General features: G+C 70.3%; 14 protein-coding genes. 8 read left to right on the forward strand and 6 right to left on the reverse strand.

Features of this window, described 5'->3' with window-relative positions:
* Positions 1-75: 75 nt before the first annotated feature.
* From GXW78_RS17350 to GXW78_RS17360, 3 genes are all read right to left on the reverse strand, one after another.
* Positions 76-1098: an amino acid ABC transporter substrate-binding protein gene (locus tag GXW78_RS17350; RefSeq protein WP_211870101.1), complete on the reverse strand. Its 1023-nt coding sequence runs from the start codon at positions 1096-1098 to the stop codon at positions 76-78.
* Positions 1099-1186: 88 nt separating this feature from the next.
* Positions 1187-4111: a TRAP transporter fused permease subunit gene (locus GXW78_RS17355; RefSeq protein WP_211870102.1), complete on the reverse strand. Its 2925-nt coding sequence runs from the start codon at positions 4109-4111 to the stop codon at positions 1187-1189.
* 36 nt (positions 4112-4147) lie between these two features.
* Complete coding sequence (locus tag GXW78_RS17360) at positions 4148-5140, reverse strand: TAXI family TRAP transporter solute-binding subunit (RefSeq protein WP_211870103.1); 993 nt, start codon at positions 5138-5140, stop codon at positions 4148-4150.
* A gap of 225 nt (positions 5141-5365) precedes the next feature.
* Between GXW78_RS17360 and GXW78_RS17365 the strand changes: the two genes are divergently transcribed.
* From GXW78_RS17365 to GXW78_RS17390, 6 genes are all read left to right on the forward strand, one after another.
* The gene (locus GXW78_RS17365) at positions 5366-6952 is read left to right on the forward strand and encodes an ABC transporter substrate-binding protein (RefSeq protein ID WP_211870104.1); all 1587 of its coding nucleotides are present in this window, start codon (positions 5366-5368) and stop codon (positions 6950-6952) included.
* Between the two features lie 126 nt (positions 6953-7078).
* Entirely contained in the window at positions 7079-7705 is a 627-nt protein-coding gene (locus GXW78_RS17370; protein WP_211870105.1) for a hypothetical protein, read from the forward strand.
* Positions 7706-7777: 72 nt separating this feature from the next.
* A complete protein-coding gene (locus tag GXW78_RS17375; protein ID WP_211870106.1) occupies positions 7778-8245 on the forward strand; it encodes a RidA family protein in 468 nt (155 codons plus the stop codon).
* Positions 8246-8431: 186 nt separating this feature from the next.
* Complete coding sequence (locus GXW78_RS17380; RefSeq protein WP_338147771.1) at positions 8432-8986, forward strand: LysE family translocator; 555 nt, start codon at positions 8432-8434, stop codon at positions 8984-8986.
* A gap of 294 nt (positions 8987-9280) precedes the next feature.
* Complete coding sequence (locus GXW78_RS17385; protein ID WP_338147772.1) at positions 9281-11392, forward strand: hypothetical protein; 2112 nt, start codon at positions 9281-9283, stop codon at positions 11390-11392.
* A 62-nt stretch (positions 11393-11454) separates the two neighbouring features.
* Positions 11455-12324 (forward strand): hypothetical protein, encoded by an 870-nt coding sequence (locus GXW78_RS17390; RefSeq protein ID WP_211870107.1) that lies wholly within the window; start codon positions 11455-11457, stop codon positions 12322-12324.
* A gap of 239 nt (positions 12325-12563) precedes the next feature.
* On the opposite strand, the gene GXW78_RS17395 is transcribed toward GXW78_RS17390, so the two are convergent.
* Positions 12564-13154 (reverse strand): cytochrome b, encoded by a 591-nt coding sequence (locus GXW78_RS17395; protein WP_211870108.1) that lies wholly within the window; start codon positions 13152-13154, stop codon positions 12564-12566.
* 57 nt (positions 13155-13211) lie between these two features.
* Between GXW78_RS17395 and GXW78_RS17400 the strand changes: the two genes are divergently transcribed.
* Both GXW78_RS17400 and GXW78_RS17405 read left to right on the forward strand, forming a co-directional pair.
* Complete coding sequence (locus GXW78_RS17400) at positions 13212-14135, forward strand: DUF429 domain-containing protein (RefSeq protein WP_211870109.1); 924 nt, start codon at positions 13212-13214, stop codon at positions 14133-14135.
* Between the two features lie 49 nt (positions 14136-14184).
* The gene (locus GXW78_RS17405) at positions 14185-14943 is read left to right on the forward strand and encodes a metallophosphoesterase family protein (protein ID WP_211870110.1); all 759 of its coding nucleotides are present in this window, start codon (positions 14185-14187) and stop codon (positions 14941-14943) included.
* 2 nt (positions 14944-14945) lie between these two features.
* Here GXW78_RS17405 and GXW78_RS17410 read toward each other — a convergent pair whose 3' ends face one another.
* Positions 14946-15092 carry a hypothetical protein gene (locus GXW78_RS17410; protein ID WP_211870111.1) on the reverse strand — a complete coding sequence of 49 codons (147 nt, stop codon included), beginning with the start codon at positions 15090-15092 and terminating at the stop codon, positions 14946-14948.
* A 161-nt stretch (positions 15093-15253) separates the two neighbouring features.
* Entirely contained in the window at positions 15254-16246 is a 993-nt protein-coding gene (locus tag GXW78_RS17415; RefSeq protein WP_211870112.1) for a ketopantoate reductase family protein, read from the reverse strand.
* Positions 16247-16261 lie beyond the last annotated feature (15 nt).

Genomic DNA, 16261 nt, shown 5'->3' on the forward strand with positions numbered 1-16261 from the left:
TCATCATCCTGCTGAACGTGTTCGGCCTGCTGGGCTGAGCCGGAACGGAGGGGTGGAAGCCCCTCCGTCTTTCGTTCAGCGGATCGGCATCGCGTACATCAGCCCGCCCCGGGTCCACAGGTCGTTGACCCCGCGCGGCAGACCGATCGGCGAACCGGCGCCGAGGTTGCGGTCGAATATCTCCCCATAGTTCCCGACAGCCTTGATCGCGTTGTAGGCCCAGCGGCGATCGAGCCCCATCAGCGGCCCATGATCGCCGGCTTGGCCGAGCAGCCGGCGGATGGCCGGGTTCTGGCTGTTCAGCATCTCATCGACATTCGCGCGGGTGACGCCAAGTTCCTCCGCCTCGATCAGCGCGAAGATGGTCCAGCGCACGATGTCGAACCACTGATCGTCGCCGTGGCGCACGGCAACCGCCAGCGGCTCCTTTGAGATGATGTCGGCGAGGATGACGTGCTCGTTCGGGTCGCGCAGCGCCGTGCGGATGCCGGCGAGCTGCGAGGCATCGGTGGTGAAGGCATCGCAGCGACCGGAATTGTAGGCGTTGCGCGTCTCCTCATTCTGGTCGAACACCAGTGGCTGCACCTGGATGTTGTTGGCGCGCGCCCAGTCGGCGAGGTTCAGCTCATTGGTCGTGCCGGAGGTGACGCAGATCGTCGCACCGGCCAGGTGGCGCGCGCGCTGCACGTTGGCCGAGCGCCGCACCATGAAGCCCTGCCCGTCATAGAAGTTCACGGCGGTGAAGTTCAGCCCGTTGGCGGTGTCTCGCACCTGGGACCAGGTGGTGGTGCGCGGCAGCACATCGACCTGGCCCGATTGCAGCGCGGGCAGCCGCGCCTGGGACGACAGCACGATCCAGCGCGCCTTCGCCGCATCGCCCAGCACCGCCGCGGCGATGGCGCGGCAAGTGTCGGCATCAAGCCCGCGGTTCACGCCCTGGCTATCCAGCACATTGAAGCCCGGCGCGCCCGGGTGGGACCCGCAGATCAGCGCATCGCGGGCACGGACGGTCGACAGGGTCGGCCCCGGCGACGCGGTCTGCGCAAGGGCGGGACCTGTCGCCATCACGGCGAGCAGGGTCAGGACGGTACGTTTCATGGCGTTTTTCTCTCCCAGAAAGGTCAGTCTTTCACGGGCCCGCCAAGGCGGTCCCATGGTCCGGGGTCTGAACCACCCCGGGATATCGTCAGCGGATCGGTGGGCTCCAGAGCACGCCGCCGGCATTCCACAGCGCATTCGGCCCGCGCGGCAGCCCGACCGGACTGTTGGCACCGAGATGGCGGTCATACACCTCGCCGTAGTTCCCCACCGCCCGGATCGCGTTGAGCAGCCAGGCACGGTCGAGCCCGACGGCCGGCCCGAGGTCGCCCGTGCGTCCCAGCAGGCGCTGCACGGCGGGCCGGTCGCTGGTGGCGGCGAGTTGCGCCGCGTTCTCCCGCGTCACGCCGAGTTCCTCTGCCTCCATCAGCCCGAAGACGACGAAGCGGACGATGTCGAACCACTGGTCGTCGCCCTGCCGAACGGCGACGGCGTAGGGTTCCTTGCTGATGCGGTCGGCCAGCACGCGATGCGCGGACGGATCGGGGAAGGCGGCACGCAGCGCGGCGATCTGGCTGGAATCCGCCGTATAGGCATCGCACCGCCCGCTTTCGTAAGCGATGCGCGCCTCGTTCTTGTCGGCGAAGACGACGGGCTGGAAGCGGATGTTGTTCGCGCGCGCCCAGTCCTGCAGGTTCAGCTCATGCGTGCTGGCGGAGACAATGCAGATCGCCGCGCCATCGAGCTGGCGGGCGTGTTCGACGCCACTCGCGACCTTCACCAGGAAGCCCTGCCCGTCCATGAAGTAGGGCGCGGTGAAGTTCAGCCCATTCACCGCATCGCGCAGGAAGGTCCAGGTCGTGGTGCGCGCCAGGGCGTCGATCTGCCCACCCGACAGCGCGGCGAAGCGCGTCTGCCCGGTCAGCGGATGCCAGGCGACCTTGCTCGGGTCGCCCAGCACTGCTGCCGCGATGGCGCGGCAGAGATCGGCATCGAGGCCCTGCCACACGCCCTGGCTGTCGGGCTGGCTCCAGGCCGGGTCTCCGGTGGAAACGCCGCAGTTCAGCACCCCGCGCGCGCGCACGGCCGATAATGTCGGCCCCGCCTGCTGCGGCGCGACGGTCTGCGCAAGGACGGGGGAAGCGAGGACAAGGCCCAGCAGCAGGGCGGTGGTGCGGATCATCGTATCCTTCCGGCTGGCCAGGAGTTGCAGCAGCGCGATCGCGCCGAGCACCGCGACCGCAATCCCCAGACGCACCGGCCCGGTCGCGACATGGCCGAAGGCGGCGAACAGCCCACCCAGGCCGAGTATCACGCGCAGCACCACGCCCATCGGCCGCAGCAGGTATCCGGCATAGGCCGCGGTGATCATCGTCAGCGCAAAGACCTGGATCGCGGTCGCGCTCAGGATGTCGAGCAGGCTGCCGCGCAGCATGATCCCCGGGTCGTAGATGAAGGCGAAGCCCACGGTGAAGCCGGCAATGCCGAAGCGCGATGCGTGGATGGACGCGATGGTCGGGCTCGCTTTGGCGATGGCTGCCGCGGCGAAGGCGGCAGCGGCGACAGGCGGCGTCGCATCGGCGATGACCGCGAAGTAGAAGATGAACATATGCGCCTGGAGCATATCGACGCCGAGCGGCCGGCCGAGTTCCAGCAGCTGCGGCACGCCGATTGCCGCCGCGATGATGTAGGACGGCGTCGTCGGGATGCCGAGCCCGAGCACCAGCACGGTGATGCACAGCAGCACCAGCAGCAGGCCCAGGTTGCCGCCCGACATCTCCTTGATGATGCCGCCGAAGGCGACGACCATGCCGGTCGCCGTCAGCACCGAGACGATGACGCCGGAAGCCGCGATGGCGACGGCGAGCGGCGCCATGGTCAGGCCGGCATTGACCAGGCTCTCGACGATGGCGCGCCAGCCCATCCGTGTCCGCGCCCGGAGCATCGACACGGCGATCATGGCGAGCGTCGAGCAGAAGGCGGCGAAGTTGCCGCTCCAGCGTTCCATCATCAGGTAGACGAGGACGCCGATCGGGATGATCAGGTGCACGTCCTGCAGCACCTCGCGCCAGGCCGGCACATCCTTCAGCGCCATCGGCTTGATGCCGATCTTCTTCGCCTCGAAATGCACGGCGGCGAGGATGGCGAAGTAGTAGAGCACCGCCCCCAGCGCGGCGGCGACGATGATGTCGCCATAGGGGATGTTCGTGATCTCGGCCATCACGAAGGCGGCAGCGCCCATCACCGGCGGCATCAGCGCGCCACCGACCGAAGACGCGCTCTCGATCCCCGCCGCGACGGCCGGCTTGTAGCCGATGCGCATCATCACGGGGATGGTCATCGCCCCGGTGGTGATGACGTTGGCGACGGAGGACCCGCTCATCGTACCGAACAGGCCCGAGGAGACGACGGCGACCTTCGCCGGCCCGCCCGTATAGCGGCCCGCGACGGCACCGCCGAAATTCGCAAACAGCCGTCCCGTGCCGCTGCCCTGCATGAAGGCGCCGAACAGGATGAACACCGCGATGGTGGTCGCGACGATGCCGGTCAGCGGCCCGTAGACGCCGCCCGCCGTCGGCACCAGCCAGGCGGCCTCCATGATCTCGGCGGGCGTGAAGACGCGCGTGTTCAGCACGCCCGGCAGCAGATGGCCGAACTGCATGTAGGCCAGGCAGCCGACCGTCATCCAGGCGAGGCCCGGCTCCACCGCGCGGCGGATCGCCTCCAGCATCGTCACCATGCAGACGATCGCGAGCGTCATCATCAGCGGCGTGAAGGGATCGACATACTCCATGCGGTCGTTGATCGCGCCCGCATTGACGAAGGCCCAGAGATGCGGCGCCGCGGACGCCGCCGCCCAGATCCAGTCGATCACGCTCGGCCTGTTGGCGGGCGAGCGCCCGGGAAAGGCCGGGTAAAGCAGGAATAGCGGCGGCGTGAAGACCAGCAGGTGCAGGCTGCGGATGGTGATCGGCTCGGGAAAGCCGAAGCCACCCCAATACAGATGCACGGCGGCCCAGAAGGCGAGCCAGCCGAAAATCGTGTGCTTCAACCAGGAAGGAAGGTCGCGCACCGCGCTCTCCTCAGTTGTGGTCGCGGTGCGCTGGTCTCAGGCGGCCGGCGGGTTGAATCCGGCCGCGCGGAAGGCGGCCGCGGCGCCGGGGTGGAACGGCACGCCGCGATAATCCACCGCCTTCGCCGGCGTCCATCCCGCCATGGACGGATGGATGGTCGCGAGGCGCTGGCCCTGGTTCTTGATCAGCGTGGCGGTGATCTTCTGCACGATCTCGGCCGGCACCGATTCGTTCACGACGATGATGCTGTCCATCAGCGTCACCGGGATGGTGCCCTCGAGCAGCGCCGGATAGTCGGCCTTCTCGAGCGTGCCCTGCGCATAAGCGTATTGCTGGATCATGTGCTGGCGCACATCGTCCGGGAAGGCAGTGAGGCGGCCGCTGCGGCGGCCCTGCGCGATCTCGGTCATCAGCGAGGCGGGCTTCGCGAGGCAGACATACAGGTAGTCCACCTGCCCGTCATTGTAGGCGGCGCCGATGTCAGAATAGGAGCCGTTGAGGTAGCGCCCGCCTTCCGAGCGGATCTTGTCCGGGCTGGTGCCGAGGAAGCGCAGGATGCGCTGCAGCGACATCTCGTCGGTCGAGGAACGCTGCGGCGTGCCGATCTTGAGCCCGCGCTGCGTCAGGATCGAGCGCATATCGTCCGGCCCCGCGCCGGTGTGGCGCAGGAACAGATGCTCGGTCGGCGAGTAGCCGGTGCCGAGGCAGCGGATCTTGTCGTGCTTCGCGGAATACGGTTCGACGCCCTGCACGGCGGATGCCGAGAAGGCATCGATGCCCCAGCCCATCTGCGACTGGCCGTTGTTGATGCGCGTCGGGTTCGCGAGGCCACCGCCGGGCACCACGCGGATCTGGATATCCGGGTTCTCCTCGCGGATCAGGGAGGAGAGGCCAGCAGCCATCGTGTACCAGCCGCCGCCGACCGAACCGGCCACCCATTCGAGCGTGGTCTGCGCCGAGGCGGTGCGGATGAAGGGCAGCGCGAGCGCGCCGCCGAGTGCCAGCCGGCGTGAGGTGGTGAAAGCCATCATCCTGTCTCCCTGCGCCCCGCATCCGGGGTCGTTCCCTGTCGGCGCCCGCGGCTCGTCCATCAGCGGCACCGCGGCACGCCATCGGTGCCTTCGGAACGGTGACACGTGGCCCCGGCGGCGCGCAAGCGGCCGTGCCGGCTCGGAATCACCGTTGCTGCGCGTGATGCTTGCAGCCGGCGCACGGCCTGCCGAAACTGCGGGCTTCCGGAGCAGGAGACCGTCATGCACCGCCGATCCATGCTGCTCGCCGGCGCGGGCCTCACCGCCGCATCGCTGACGCGCGCCGCGGTTGCACAAGGCGCCGCCGCGCACACGCTGCGATTCATTCCGCAGGCCGACGTCACCGCGGTGGACCCGATGTCCACCACTTCCTACGGCGTGCGCAATCACGGCCACATGTGCTGGGACACGCTGTACGGCGTCGACACGGACTTCGTTCCGAAGCCCCAGCTCGCCGAGGGACACGTCGTCGAGCAGGACGGGTTGCGCTGGGTCTTCACCCTGCGCGAAGGCATCCGCTTCCACGACAACGAGCCGATCCGCGCCGCCGACGCCGTGGCGTCGATCCGCCGCTGGGCGTCGCGCGATTCGCTCGGCCAGTCGCTGATGGAACGGACGGCGGAGCTGCGCGCCCTCGACGACCGCCGCTTCGAGATCCGGTTGAACGCGCCCTTCGGGGTCATGCTCGGGGCGCTCGGCAAGCCGTCCTCCTACCCCTGCTTCATCTACCCGCAGCGCTTCGCCGAGATGGACCCGGCGCGCCCCTTCACCGAAGTGGTCGGCTCCGGCCCCTATCGCTTCGTCGCAGAGGAACGGCTGTCCGGCGCGCGTGCCGTCTATCGCCGCTTCGACGGCTACCGCCCTGCCCCGGCGCCGCCGAACCTGCTGGGCGGCGCGAAGCTCGCGCATTTCGAGCGCGTCGAATTCAACGTCATCAGCGATTCCGGCACGGCGGCCGCGGCGATCCAGTCGGGCGAGATCGACTGGTGGGAACAGGTGGCACCCGATTTGCGCCCGGTGATGCGCCGGCATCGCGACATCGTCCTCGAGCGCGTCGACTTCGGCGGCAACATGGCGATGCTGCGTTTCAACCACCTGCATCCGCCCTTCAACGACCCCGCCATCCGTCGTGCGCTGCTTCACAGCGTGAACCAGGCCGATTTCATGACGGCGATCATGGGCGACGACCGCAGCCTGTGGCGCGACGGCATCGGCGTCTTTCCGCATTCCTCGCCGCTGGCGAATGATGAGGGGCTGACGGCGATGACCAGCCCGCGCAGCACGGATGCCGCGCGCGCCGCGCTGCGCGCCGCCGGCTACGCCAACCAGAAGGTGACGGTGCTGCACCCGACCGACGTCGTGAACAACAACACGCTGACGACAGTGCTGACCGACACGCTGAAGCGGTCGGGCCTGAACGCGGAAAGCGCGACATCGGACTGGGGCACGGTGCTGCAGCGCCGCGCCAATCGCAATCCGCCCGACCAGGGCGGGTGGAATGCGCTGGTCGTGCTGTTCGGCGGCATTGATCTCGCCAATCCGGGCCAGCATCCGCTGCTGCGCGCGAATGGCGCGAATGCGTGGTTCGGCTGGCCGACAAGCCCGGCCCTCGAGGCGATGCGCGACGCCTGGTTCTCCGCCGGGCCCGTCGAGATGCAGCAAGGGATCGCCCGCAGCATCCAGGCGCAGTTCTGGCAGGACCTGCCCTTCATCCCGCTCGGCCAATACTTCATCGACAGCGCGTGGCGGCGGGACATCAGCGGCGTGCAGAAGGGGATGGCACTGCCGATCAACGTAAAGCGGGGTTGAGGCGACGCCGCACCGCGCCTCGTTGCACTAATGACAGGAAATTCATAGCATGCCCGTCGGGGGGCTCGAGTTCGATCGAGCGGGAGATGCAGTGTGAGAGTTCAGGGCTACGAGAAGACCTTCGCGATGGACCAGGGCGCGACACTGGGGAACGACCAGGAGTTCCATGCCCTGTTCAACGCGCCCCTCACAGACGGCAAGCGGCAGGGCATCTGCTGCGGCCTGTCGATGGTCTGGGTGGCGCGGCGCATCATGTTCCACGACGAGACGCCCGATCAGCGCAAGGCGGCGCTGGTGAGCCAGGGCGGCTTCCGCTTCGGGGGCCGCAGCCAGGACATCATGATGGCGAGCGACGGCGACGGCACTACCGAGGAAACCTACAAGGGTTGGTTCGGGCCTGCGCTCGAAACCTATGTATTGCGGATCATCGGCGGCACGGTGATCGACAACCCGCGGCCTGCCTCGCTCGATGTCCTAGTCAGTGGAGCCACCACGACAGGCGCATACTGCCTCTACAACATCGGCATAAAGACGTCCAAGGGCAACGCCGCCCACATGATCGCCTCGTACTGCTCGCACGGCACTTTCGGACTTGGATTCAACCGGAGTGTCTATTTCTACGACCCGAACATGGGCGAGTACCGCATCGGTACCGACGACGTCGTCCCCTTCCTGCGGGCGTTCAGGAGGTCGTACGAAGATGAGTTCCTTGGCCTGAACGATTTCGACCAGTTCCAGGTCGAGCGCGGCTGAACCGCCGTCCCACACTTGCCCGGATCGCCGGGCTCGTGTCGCATGGTGTGAGTTGATCAAGGAACCCACGCCATGTCCGACCAGACCCCCGAACAGCGCCTCGCCGCGCTCGGGCTGACCCTGCCGCCGGTGCCCAAGCCGGCCGGCACCTACGTGCCCTATCGCGTCGAGGGCAACATCCTCTGGACCTCCGGACAGGGACCGCGCGTGACCAGCGGCCCGCGCCCGCGCGGCAAGGTGCCGAGCGAACTAAGCGTCGAGGACGCCTATGCCAGCGCCCGGCTGGTCGGCCTCGGCCTGCTGGCGGCCGCGGCCGAAGGAGCCGGCGGCCTGTCGAAGCTGAAGGCGATCAAGGTGCTCGGCATGGTGAATGCCGACCCGGATTTCGAGGAGCATCCGAGTGTGATCAACGGCTGCTCCGACCTGTTCGTCGCGGTGCTTGGCGAGAACGGCAAGCATGCGCGCTCGGCGGTCGGCTTCGCGTCCCTGCCGAGCCGCATCCCCGTCGAGATCGAAGCGATCTTCCGCATTCTCGACTGAGCGGCGCCGCCGGAGCGCGTTAGGGGTCGCTGTCTGGTGCCACCGTGCGACGGCGGTGGCGCTGCGCTCTGGACGCGGTGCCATGCGACGCGGGCATGGACGCCCCGGCAAGAGAGCGGATGTATGTCAGCAATACTGACATAATATCATGACATGTAAACGCTCCTTCCGCTGTTCGGCTTCGCCGTGGCCGCCTCCGTCACGCCCGGGCCGAACGTGCTGATGGTCGCGGCGGCGGCGGCCAATCACGGCATCCGGGCAACACTGCCGCACCAGTTCGGCATCGCCATCGGCTTCGCGGCGATGCTGATCGTGGTCGGGTTGGGACTCGCCGGCCCCTTCGCCAGCTGGCCTCTGCTGCATGCGGTGATGAAGTGGGCCGGCGGTACCTGGCTACTGGTCCTGGCCTGGAAAATCGCGCGTTCCGGGGCGCCGGGCGACGGGCCACCCCGCCCGCCGCTCAGCTTCGTCGGCGCGGCGCTGTTCCAATGGGTGAACCCCAAGGCGTGGTTCATCGCCCTCGCCGCCATCCCGGCCTTCACGACGCCGGCCGGCGACACTTTCGCGGAATCGCTCCGCATCGCCGTCGTCTTCGCCGCGGTCTGCCTGCCCTGCACGCTGGCCTGGGCGGGCCTCGGCGCCGGTGCTTCGCGCATCCTGCGCACCCCCCGCGCCCTGCGCGCCTTCAACGTCGCCATGGCGCTGCTGATGGTGGGCTCGCTCGTTCCGGCTTTCCTGTGACGCACGGCACGGCACGCTGAACGGTTTCATCCCTTGTCACAGTCCGTCGCTGGACCCCGCTGGCCTGCCTCCCTACCCTCCGGCGCCTGACACCGACGGCCCCGTCGCGTGCCCTTCGGCCCGAGGCGCCGCCTCCGGCCGGGAGCGTGCGACGCGACCCCGCCCGGACCGTCGGCCGCCGCCAGCGCGCGGCACGAGGCCAAGCCTGCCGAAGCGGGCACCGGCGCCTGAGGCGCCACTGACGCTACCGGCGGTCGAAGGATTCGACCGCCGCCCCGAGGAGAGGAGACCGCCGTGCGCCGCCTGACCCTTGCCTTCCTGCTCACCGCCTCGACCGCCTTGGCGACGGAATTGCCGGTACGCAGCGTCACGCTGTCTTCCGCCGGCCTGGCGCAGATCGAGCGCGCGGGGGAAGTCCCGGCCGATGGCGACGTCACCTTCCGCGCCCGCACCGACGATGTGGACGACCTGCTGCGCAGCCTGATCGTGGTGGACACGGCCGGCACGGTGGAGGGCCTGCGCCTGCCCGCGCGCGACCTGACCGACGAGGCATTCCGCGGTCTGCCGCTGCGCGCCGAGGATTTCGACAGCCGCGCCCGGCTGCTCGCCGCGCTGCGAGGCCAGGAAGCCCAGGCCGGCGATGCGCGTGGCCGCATCGCCGATGCGGCGGAGGTCGAGCCGGTGCAGGGCGCACCGGGCGGCCTGCGCCTGACGCTCATCACCCAGCGCGGCCTCGTCACCGTGATGCTGCGGGAGGGCGACGAGGTGCGCCTGCTCGATGAGGGCCTGGCCGCCCGCGTCGCCCGTGCCGCCGAATCGCTGGCCGCGGCCCGTTCGGCCGACGAACGCCGCATCGACATCCGCCTGCGCGCCGACCGCGCGCGCCAGGTGGCTGTCCTCTATGTCGCCGGTGCGCCGCTGTGGAAGCCGTCCTACCGCCTGCTGGTGCCACCGATGGGTGCGAACGCGCCGAGCCCCGCCGCTCCGACGGCACCGACCCCCGCGGCCCCGCCGCCGACGCCGGCGGTCGGGCCGATGGCGCGCCTGCAGGGCTGGGCGGTGGTGGAGAACGCCTCGGGCAGCGACTGGGACCGCATCCGCCTCGCGCTCGTCTCGGGTGAAGCCGCCGCCTTCCGCCAGCGCATCTACGACCCGATCACCGTGCCACGGCCGGAACTGCCGGTTCGCGTCCCGGGCGCCATCCAGGTGCGGCCGGATACGGGCGGCAGGCCGATCCCGCTACCGGCACCAGCGCCGGCCGCGGCCATGGGCGGCCGCGCGTTCGAGGCGGCCGCGCCGCAGATGGCCCGTCGCGCCGCCGCGCCCGATGCCCCGGTCGGCGCCGGCATCGCCGACGCCGCGACGTCCGCTGCCGGCGCCAGCGCCGAATCCTCCGCCGGCCGCGTCGCCTTCGTGCTGGCCGAACCGGTCACCATCCGCAGCGGCGAGACGGCGAACGTCCCCTTCCTCGACGTCCGCCTGCCGGCCGAGCGCGTCTGGTGGATCCAGGACCTCAGCGCCCGCTCGCCGCTCCAGGCGGTGCGGATCCGCAACACCTCCCAGCACACGCTGCCGGACGGCCTCGCGACCGTGTATGGCGCGGAGGGTCCGGAAGCCGGTGTGTTCCTCGGCGACGCCGAGATCCGCGCCATGCCGGCCGGCGACGGCCGCATCCTCGCCTTCGGCCGGGACCGCGACGTCCAGGTGAACCAGACGAGCAGCACCGCCGACCGCGTCGCCCGCATCGCGCTGCGCCGCGGCTTCGTCAGCGTCGAGACAATCCGCACCGAGCAGACCTCGATCGCCATCGACCCGCGCGGCGCGCGCGGTCCGGTCGTGATCGACATGCCGCAGCGCCCAGGTGCGACGCCGCGCTTCACCGTCGTCTCCCAGGGCGATTTCGGCCTGCGGCACGAAGCGATGCTCGAAGGCGGGCCGCAGACGATCAACCTCGCCTATGAACGCACCATGACCCAGTCGATCCCGTTCTGGGACGCGGGGCTGGGCGAGCCGGTCCTGCTGCGCTGGCAGAATTTCGACCTCGAGCAGAATTTGCGCCGCCTGCCCGGCGGCCCCGGCACGATGGAACGGCTGCAGGAGATCCTCTCCCGCACGCCGGCTGATGGGCCGGGCCGCGCCGACCTCGCCGCGGTCGTCGAGACGATGGGCGAACTCCGCCGCTTGCTCGACGATGCCCGGATGAAGCAGCGCGCCTACCGCACGGCCGACCAGACGCTCCAGCGCGCCCGCCAGGCCGCCGAGGACCGCACCGGCGCCGAGTTGCAGGAAGCCCGGCGCCGGCTGAACACGGCAAGCCGCGAGGCGGACCAGGCCGGCACGGCCGCGGATCAGGCTTGGGAGGCCTGGCAGCGGGCGGTGATCGCGCTGATGCAGCGCGGGAGCTGAAGCGCGACAGAGGGGCCCTCCGCCTCTCTCCGGCGCGGCCGGGAATCATGTATCGTCGGCCCATGCGGATTGGGCCGGCAGTGCTGCTGGGCGTCCTCGCGCTGGCGCTGCCGGCGCAAGGGCAGGCCGTGCCCGACGGGGCGGTGATGCTGTTCGCGCCCGGCAGTGCCGTGGTGACGCCGGAGGCGCGGGACGTGGTGCTCGGCTTCCTCCGGCCGCCGCGCCCCGCGGGATTCCGGGGCCATTGCCTGCGCGGCCATGCCGATCACGGGCCTCGGGCTGAGGCGCTGGCGCTGGCCCGCGTCCGCGCGGTGGCGGCGGTCATGGCGCGGCAGGGGGTGGACCCCGCCGATGTGGCGATCGAGGCGTCGGGGGACCGCATGCCGGCGCGGCTTGCTCCGGCGGGCCGCGCGGAACCCATGAACGACCGGGTGGAGTTGGCACCCTGCCCCGGCCCGCGGCTGGCCGGCGTGGCGGAGGCCGAGGCGCGGGCGCTGGATGCGGCCGTGCTGCCCGCCTTCGTGACCGCGCTCGCGCCGCGCGTCGCCCGCGCGCTGGGGTGCTCGGTGCCCGAGATCGCGCGGACCGCGCTGGAACCGCCGCCGTTCCTCTGCCCGCCCGAGGTGCCGCCCGATGCAGTGCCGGTGCTGACGGTGCTCCGGGTGACGGGGACGCGACGTGTCGCCGCGGTGCTGGAATGGCCGGCCGGGATTGGCGAGGGCGAGGCAAGGTGGCGCGCCTCGGCAGCGGCCGGGGCGGTGCTGGATCTGTTCGGCCTGCCGGCGGACGGGGTGTTGGCGACGCTCGCGGCGGAACCGGGAGCAGCGCGGCGGATGGAGGTGAGCGCCGGCGGCCTGCGCGCAGAGGCGGAGGCTGGGCCGGGACCGCTGCGGCGGATGCGGGTGGTGCCGGTGGGTGGGGAAGGCCCCTGACGGGCCCGGCCCCAGCGCGCCGGATCGATTCCCGCCGCCTTGCGGTCTCGACGGTCAGCAGGTTGGCGCCGGCCGCCGCCCGCAGCCCCTCTCGACGCCCCGCCTGCGTGACGGGAAGCCCAGGGCGGCCCTCCGGCGCCAGAAGCGGACGGGCTCGATGGTTTCGCCCACCGGGCGGCATTGGGCGGCCGCGCCGCTGACCATACGCCTCGGATACGGTCACTTACGGCAGGCGACCGTCACAGCATCCGCATCAGCGTCCCGTCCTTGCGGATCGCGTGGTGGAAGACCGCGGCGCCGATATGGGCGACGAGAAGGACCAGGAACAGATAGCCGCCGATGGTGTGCAGCCATTGCAGCACCTTCGCCATGCCTTCCCAGGTATCCATGAACTTCGGCAGGTCGATGAAGCCCAGATAGGCTGTCTGCCCCTGCAGCGGGAAGCCCCAGGCATTGGTGGCGAAGAAGCCGAGCAGCGGCTGGATGATCAGCAGCGCATAAAGCATGTGGTGTGTCGCCGTCGCGGCGATGCGCAGGGCGGGCGGCAACTCGGCAGCCAGCGGCGGTGGCCGGTGCGTCGCCTTCCACAGCAGGCGGAGGACGGCGCAGATGAGGATCGTGAGACCCGCGCTTTCGTGGATGGCGTAGAAGCCCATCTTGTAGGCGCCGTCGGCATCGCCGGTGATGAACTTGATGACGAACCCGGTCGGCAGGGCGATGGCGATGAGGATGACGGTGACCCAGTGGAACCACTTGGCGATGGCGCCATACTGCCCGTCGGGATGCGCGGCGTCCTGGCCAGGCAGCGCAGTGGTGTGCGTCGCGTCCATCCTGCGTCTCCGTCGGGGTCGGCACCGCAGCGTATCGCAGGCAAGGGCGTGGTGGGAATGATCGCGGCCCATGCGGATTGGAGCACCGATCCACGCAAGCGCTGGGTGAGCATCGCACGGCGGGGTTCACGCGGCTGGCGGGCGGAGGAACCGGTGCCGGTCGGCGATCCGGCAGCCCTCGTCGCCGCGCTGCTGGCGGAAGGCGTGCCAGTCGCGATGGGGCTCGACCTGCCGCTCGGCGTGCCGCGCGGCTTCGCCGAGGGCCGCCGCGAGGCGGGTTTCATCGACTTCCTGCGCGGGCGGGCGGGCGATGGCGGATTCTTCACCGTGGCGGCAACGCTGGATGAGGTCTCGCGCGGGCGGCCCTTCTATCCGGCCCGGGGCGTGAAGGGGATGACGCGCGCCGCGCATGCCGAAGCGCTGGGGCTGGGGGATGCGCGGGGACTGTCGCGCTGGTGCGACCGGGCGACAGCCGAACGCCCCGCCGGGGCGCCCGTGTTCTGGACGCTCGGCGCGAACCAGTCCGGCAAGGCGGCGATCGCGGCCTGGCGCGATTGGCTGGCGCCGCGGCTAGCGGCCGGTGCGCCCTATGCGGTCTGGCCGTTCGCCGGCGCGCTGCATGGGCTGCTGGCGCCGGGGCGCGCCGTGCTGGCCGAGGTCTATCCGGCCGAGGCGCTGCGGCATTGCGGGCTGGTGCTGCGCGGGTCGAAGCGCGTCCGGGCGGATCGGGCAGCCATCGGAGAGGCGCTCCTGGCCGCGATGGCGCTGCGGGGCGTCACGCCCGCCCCCGCGCTGCGCGATGCGGCACGGGACGGCTTCGGCGCGGATGCGGCGGGCGAGGACCGTTTCGATTCGGTGATCGGGCTGCTCGGGCTGATCGGCGTGCTGGACGGCGCGCGTCCGGACTTCGTCCCGGACGACCCGGCTATCCACGCCTGGGAGGGTTGGGTGCTCGGCCAGACCGCGCTTCCGCGGGGGTGACGGAGCGGCGCCGAGCGGCGAGACTGCGCGCCGCATCAAGGGGGCCTGCATGCGACTGGCGGTGATTACGGACATCCACGGCAATGCGGCGGCGCTCGATGCCATGCTGGAGGATGCGGCGTCGCGCGGCCTGCGCGACATCATCTGCCTCGGCGACATCGCCTCCGGCGCCGGCTGGCCGCGCGAAACCGTGGAGATGCTGCAGGCGACGGGCATCCCGTGCGTGCGCGGCAATCACGACCGCTGGATCAGCGAGCACGACCCCGAGACGATGGGGAAGCAGGACCGGCTTGCCTATGACGAGTTGTCCGCCGACCAGCGACGCTGGCTGCTGGACCTGCCGCAGGCGCTGGAACCCGCGCCGGGCGTGCTCGCGGTTCATGGTTCGCCGGGCCAGGACGTACAGAACCTGATCGAGGAAATCGTCGCCGAGCGGCTGCGGCGCGCGCCCATGGCGGTACTGCGGGAAAGGCTGGGCGAGGCGGGCATGGCGGCGCGCGTCGTGCTGTGCGGCCATAGCCATCGCACCGGCTTGGTGCAGGTGCCCGGTGGGCCGCTGGTGCTCAATCCGGGCAGCCTCGGCTTGCCCGGCTTCCGCATCAGCCGCGAACCGGCGCATCGGCAGGAAGCCGGATCACCCCATGCGCGCTATGCCGTCCTGCATCTGGATGGAACGGCGCCGCCCCAGGTCGAGATGCTGGCGATCGCCTATGACTGGGAGGCTGCGGCGAAGCGCGCTGAAGATGTCGGCTTCAACGCCGCCTGGCCGCATGTTCTCCGCACCGGGCTCCTGCCCGAAAGTGCCTGACGTCAGCGGTCCTGGCTGACCACGCCGTTCACGGCGAGCGTCATTTTGAGCTCAGGACTGTAGGTGTCGTTGTACGACCAGATGCCAGCGCCGATCACGCCGGCCAACACCGCGCTGAGCATGAAATACAGGGCGTCGCCTTTGATCATGGGGGGCTCGTCCTTCCGCCGCGTTTGTAGCCTGATGACGCGGCCGACGCACGACGGTTTCATGGATTCGCCGTGTTGTTGCCGCAAAGTTCACCGGGCGCGATGCCTGCGGCTCACACGCCTTCTCCGCAAGGCGGTCCAAGTATTTGTTTGTCCGAGACTCAGGCATCTGGCGGCGTATAGAGGCCCGCGGCGGTCGCCGCCTGCGTCGCCAGCCGCGCCGCCAGCTCGAAGGTCGGCATAGGGACGCCGGCCTGCTTCGCCATGTCGAGCGGGACGGTCATCAGCGCGTCGATCTCCATCGCCCGGCCGAGTTCCAGGTCCTGCAGGATGGATGGCTTGTGCGCGATGTCGGCCGAGCGCCGCATGCGGGACTCGGCAGCGGTGGCGAGGTCGAAGCCATAAGCCTCGGCGAGCGCCGCCCCCTCCTCGGCGATGCGCACCGCGGCGTCGAAAACGGCCGGAGGCGCGAGCGTCGCCTTCATGTGCGAGCGCGACAGGATGCATAGCGGGCCGGAGGTGATATTGCCCATCAGCTTGCCCCAGATGCGGTGGCGAATGTCGCCCACCACCGGGCAGGGCATGCCGCCGGCGTCGATGAAGCCCGCGATCGTCTTCGCCCTGTCGGAAAGACTGCCGTCCGGCTCGCCCAGAAACAGCCGGATGTCGCCATGGGCGGACTTCACCACGCCGGGCGCGATGACCTCGCTGGCCGAATAGACGACGCCGCCGAGCGTGCGCTCGATGCCGACCAGACGCTCGATCACCCCGCCCGGATCGAGCAGCGGAAGGCGACGGCCGTCCATCGCGCCGCCGTGGCGCAGGAAGTACCACCAGGGGATGCCGTTGGTGACGAAGGCGACGGGCGTCTCGGGGCCGAGCAGCGGGCCGATCGCCTCCGCCGCCACCGGCAAAGCCGGGACCTTGGTGGTGATCAGCACGGCGTCGACCGGACCGATCTCGGCGGCGGTGGCCGCGGCCTGCACCGTCACGGTCTTCACACCGTCATGGGCGTGCAGGGTGATGCCGTTCTCCTTCATGGCGGCAAGGTGCGGGCCGCGGGCGATGACGGAGACGTCCGCACCGCCCAGCGCGGCGCGGGTGGCGAGATGGCTGCCGATGGCGCCGGCGCCGAAGACGCAGATACGGGTCATGGAAACGGTCCTCAG

The organism is Neoroseomonas terrae (assembly GCF_018129025.1).
GTDB lineage: Bacteria > Pseudomonadota > Alphaproteobacteria > Acetobacterales > Acetobacteraceae > Neoroseomonas > Neoroseomonas terrae.

Coding starts and splice junctions, on each gene's coding strand:
- GXW78_RS17350 (WP_211870101.1), bottom strand. CDS start 1,098: ATGAAACGTACCGTCCTGACCCTGCTCGCCGTGATGGCGACAGGTCCC.
- GXW78_RS17360 (WP_211870103.1), bottom strand. CDS start 5,140: ATGGCTTTCACCACCTCACGCCGGCTGGCACTCGGCGGCGCGCTCGCG.
- GXW78_RS17365 (WP_211870104.1), top strand. CDS start 5,366: ATGCACCGCCGATCCATGCTGCTCGCCGGCGCGGGCCTCACCGCCGCA.
- GXW78_RS17370 (WP_211870105.1), top strand. CDS start 7,079: ATGGACCAGGGCGCGACACTGGGGAACGACCAGGAGTTCCATGCCCTG.
- GXW78_RS17375 (WP_211870106.1), top strand. CDS start 7,778: ATGTCCGACCAGACCCCCGAACAGCGCCTCGCCGCGCTCGGGCTGACC.
- GXW78_RS17390 (WP_211870107.1), top strand. CDS start 11,455: ATGCGGATTGGGCCGGCAGTGCTGCTGGGCGTCCTCGCGCTGGCGCTG.
- GXW78_RS17395 (WP_211870108.1), bottom strand. CDS start 13,154: ATGGACGCGACGCACACCACTGCGCTGCCTGGCCAGGACGCCGCGCAT.
- GXW78_RS17400 (WP_211870109.1), top strand. CDS start 13,212: ATGATCGCGGCCCATGCGGATTGGAGCACCGATCCACGCAAGCGCTGG.
- GXW78_RS17405 (WP_211870110.1), top strand. CDS start 14,185: ATGCGACTGGCGGTGATTACGGACATCCACGGCAATGCGGCGGCGCTC.
- GXW78_RS17410 (WP_211870111.1), bottom strand. CDS start 15,092: ATGATCAAAGGCGACGCCCTGTATTTCATGCTCAGCGCGGTGTTGGCC.
- GXW78_RS17415 (WP_211870112.1), bottom strand. CDS start 16,246: ATGACCCGTATCTGCGTCTTCGGCGCCGGCGCCATCGGCAGCCATCTC.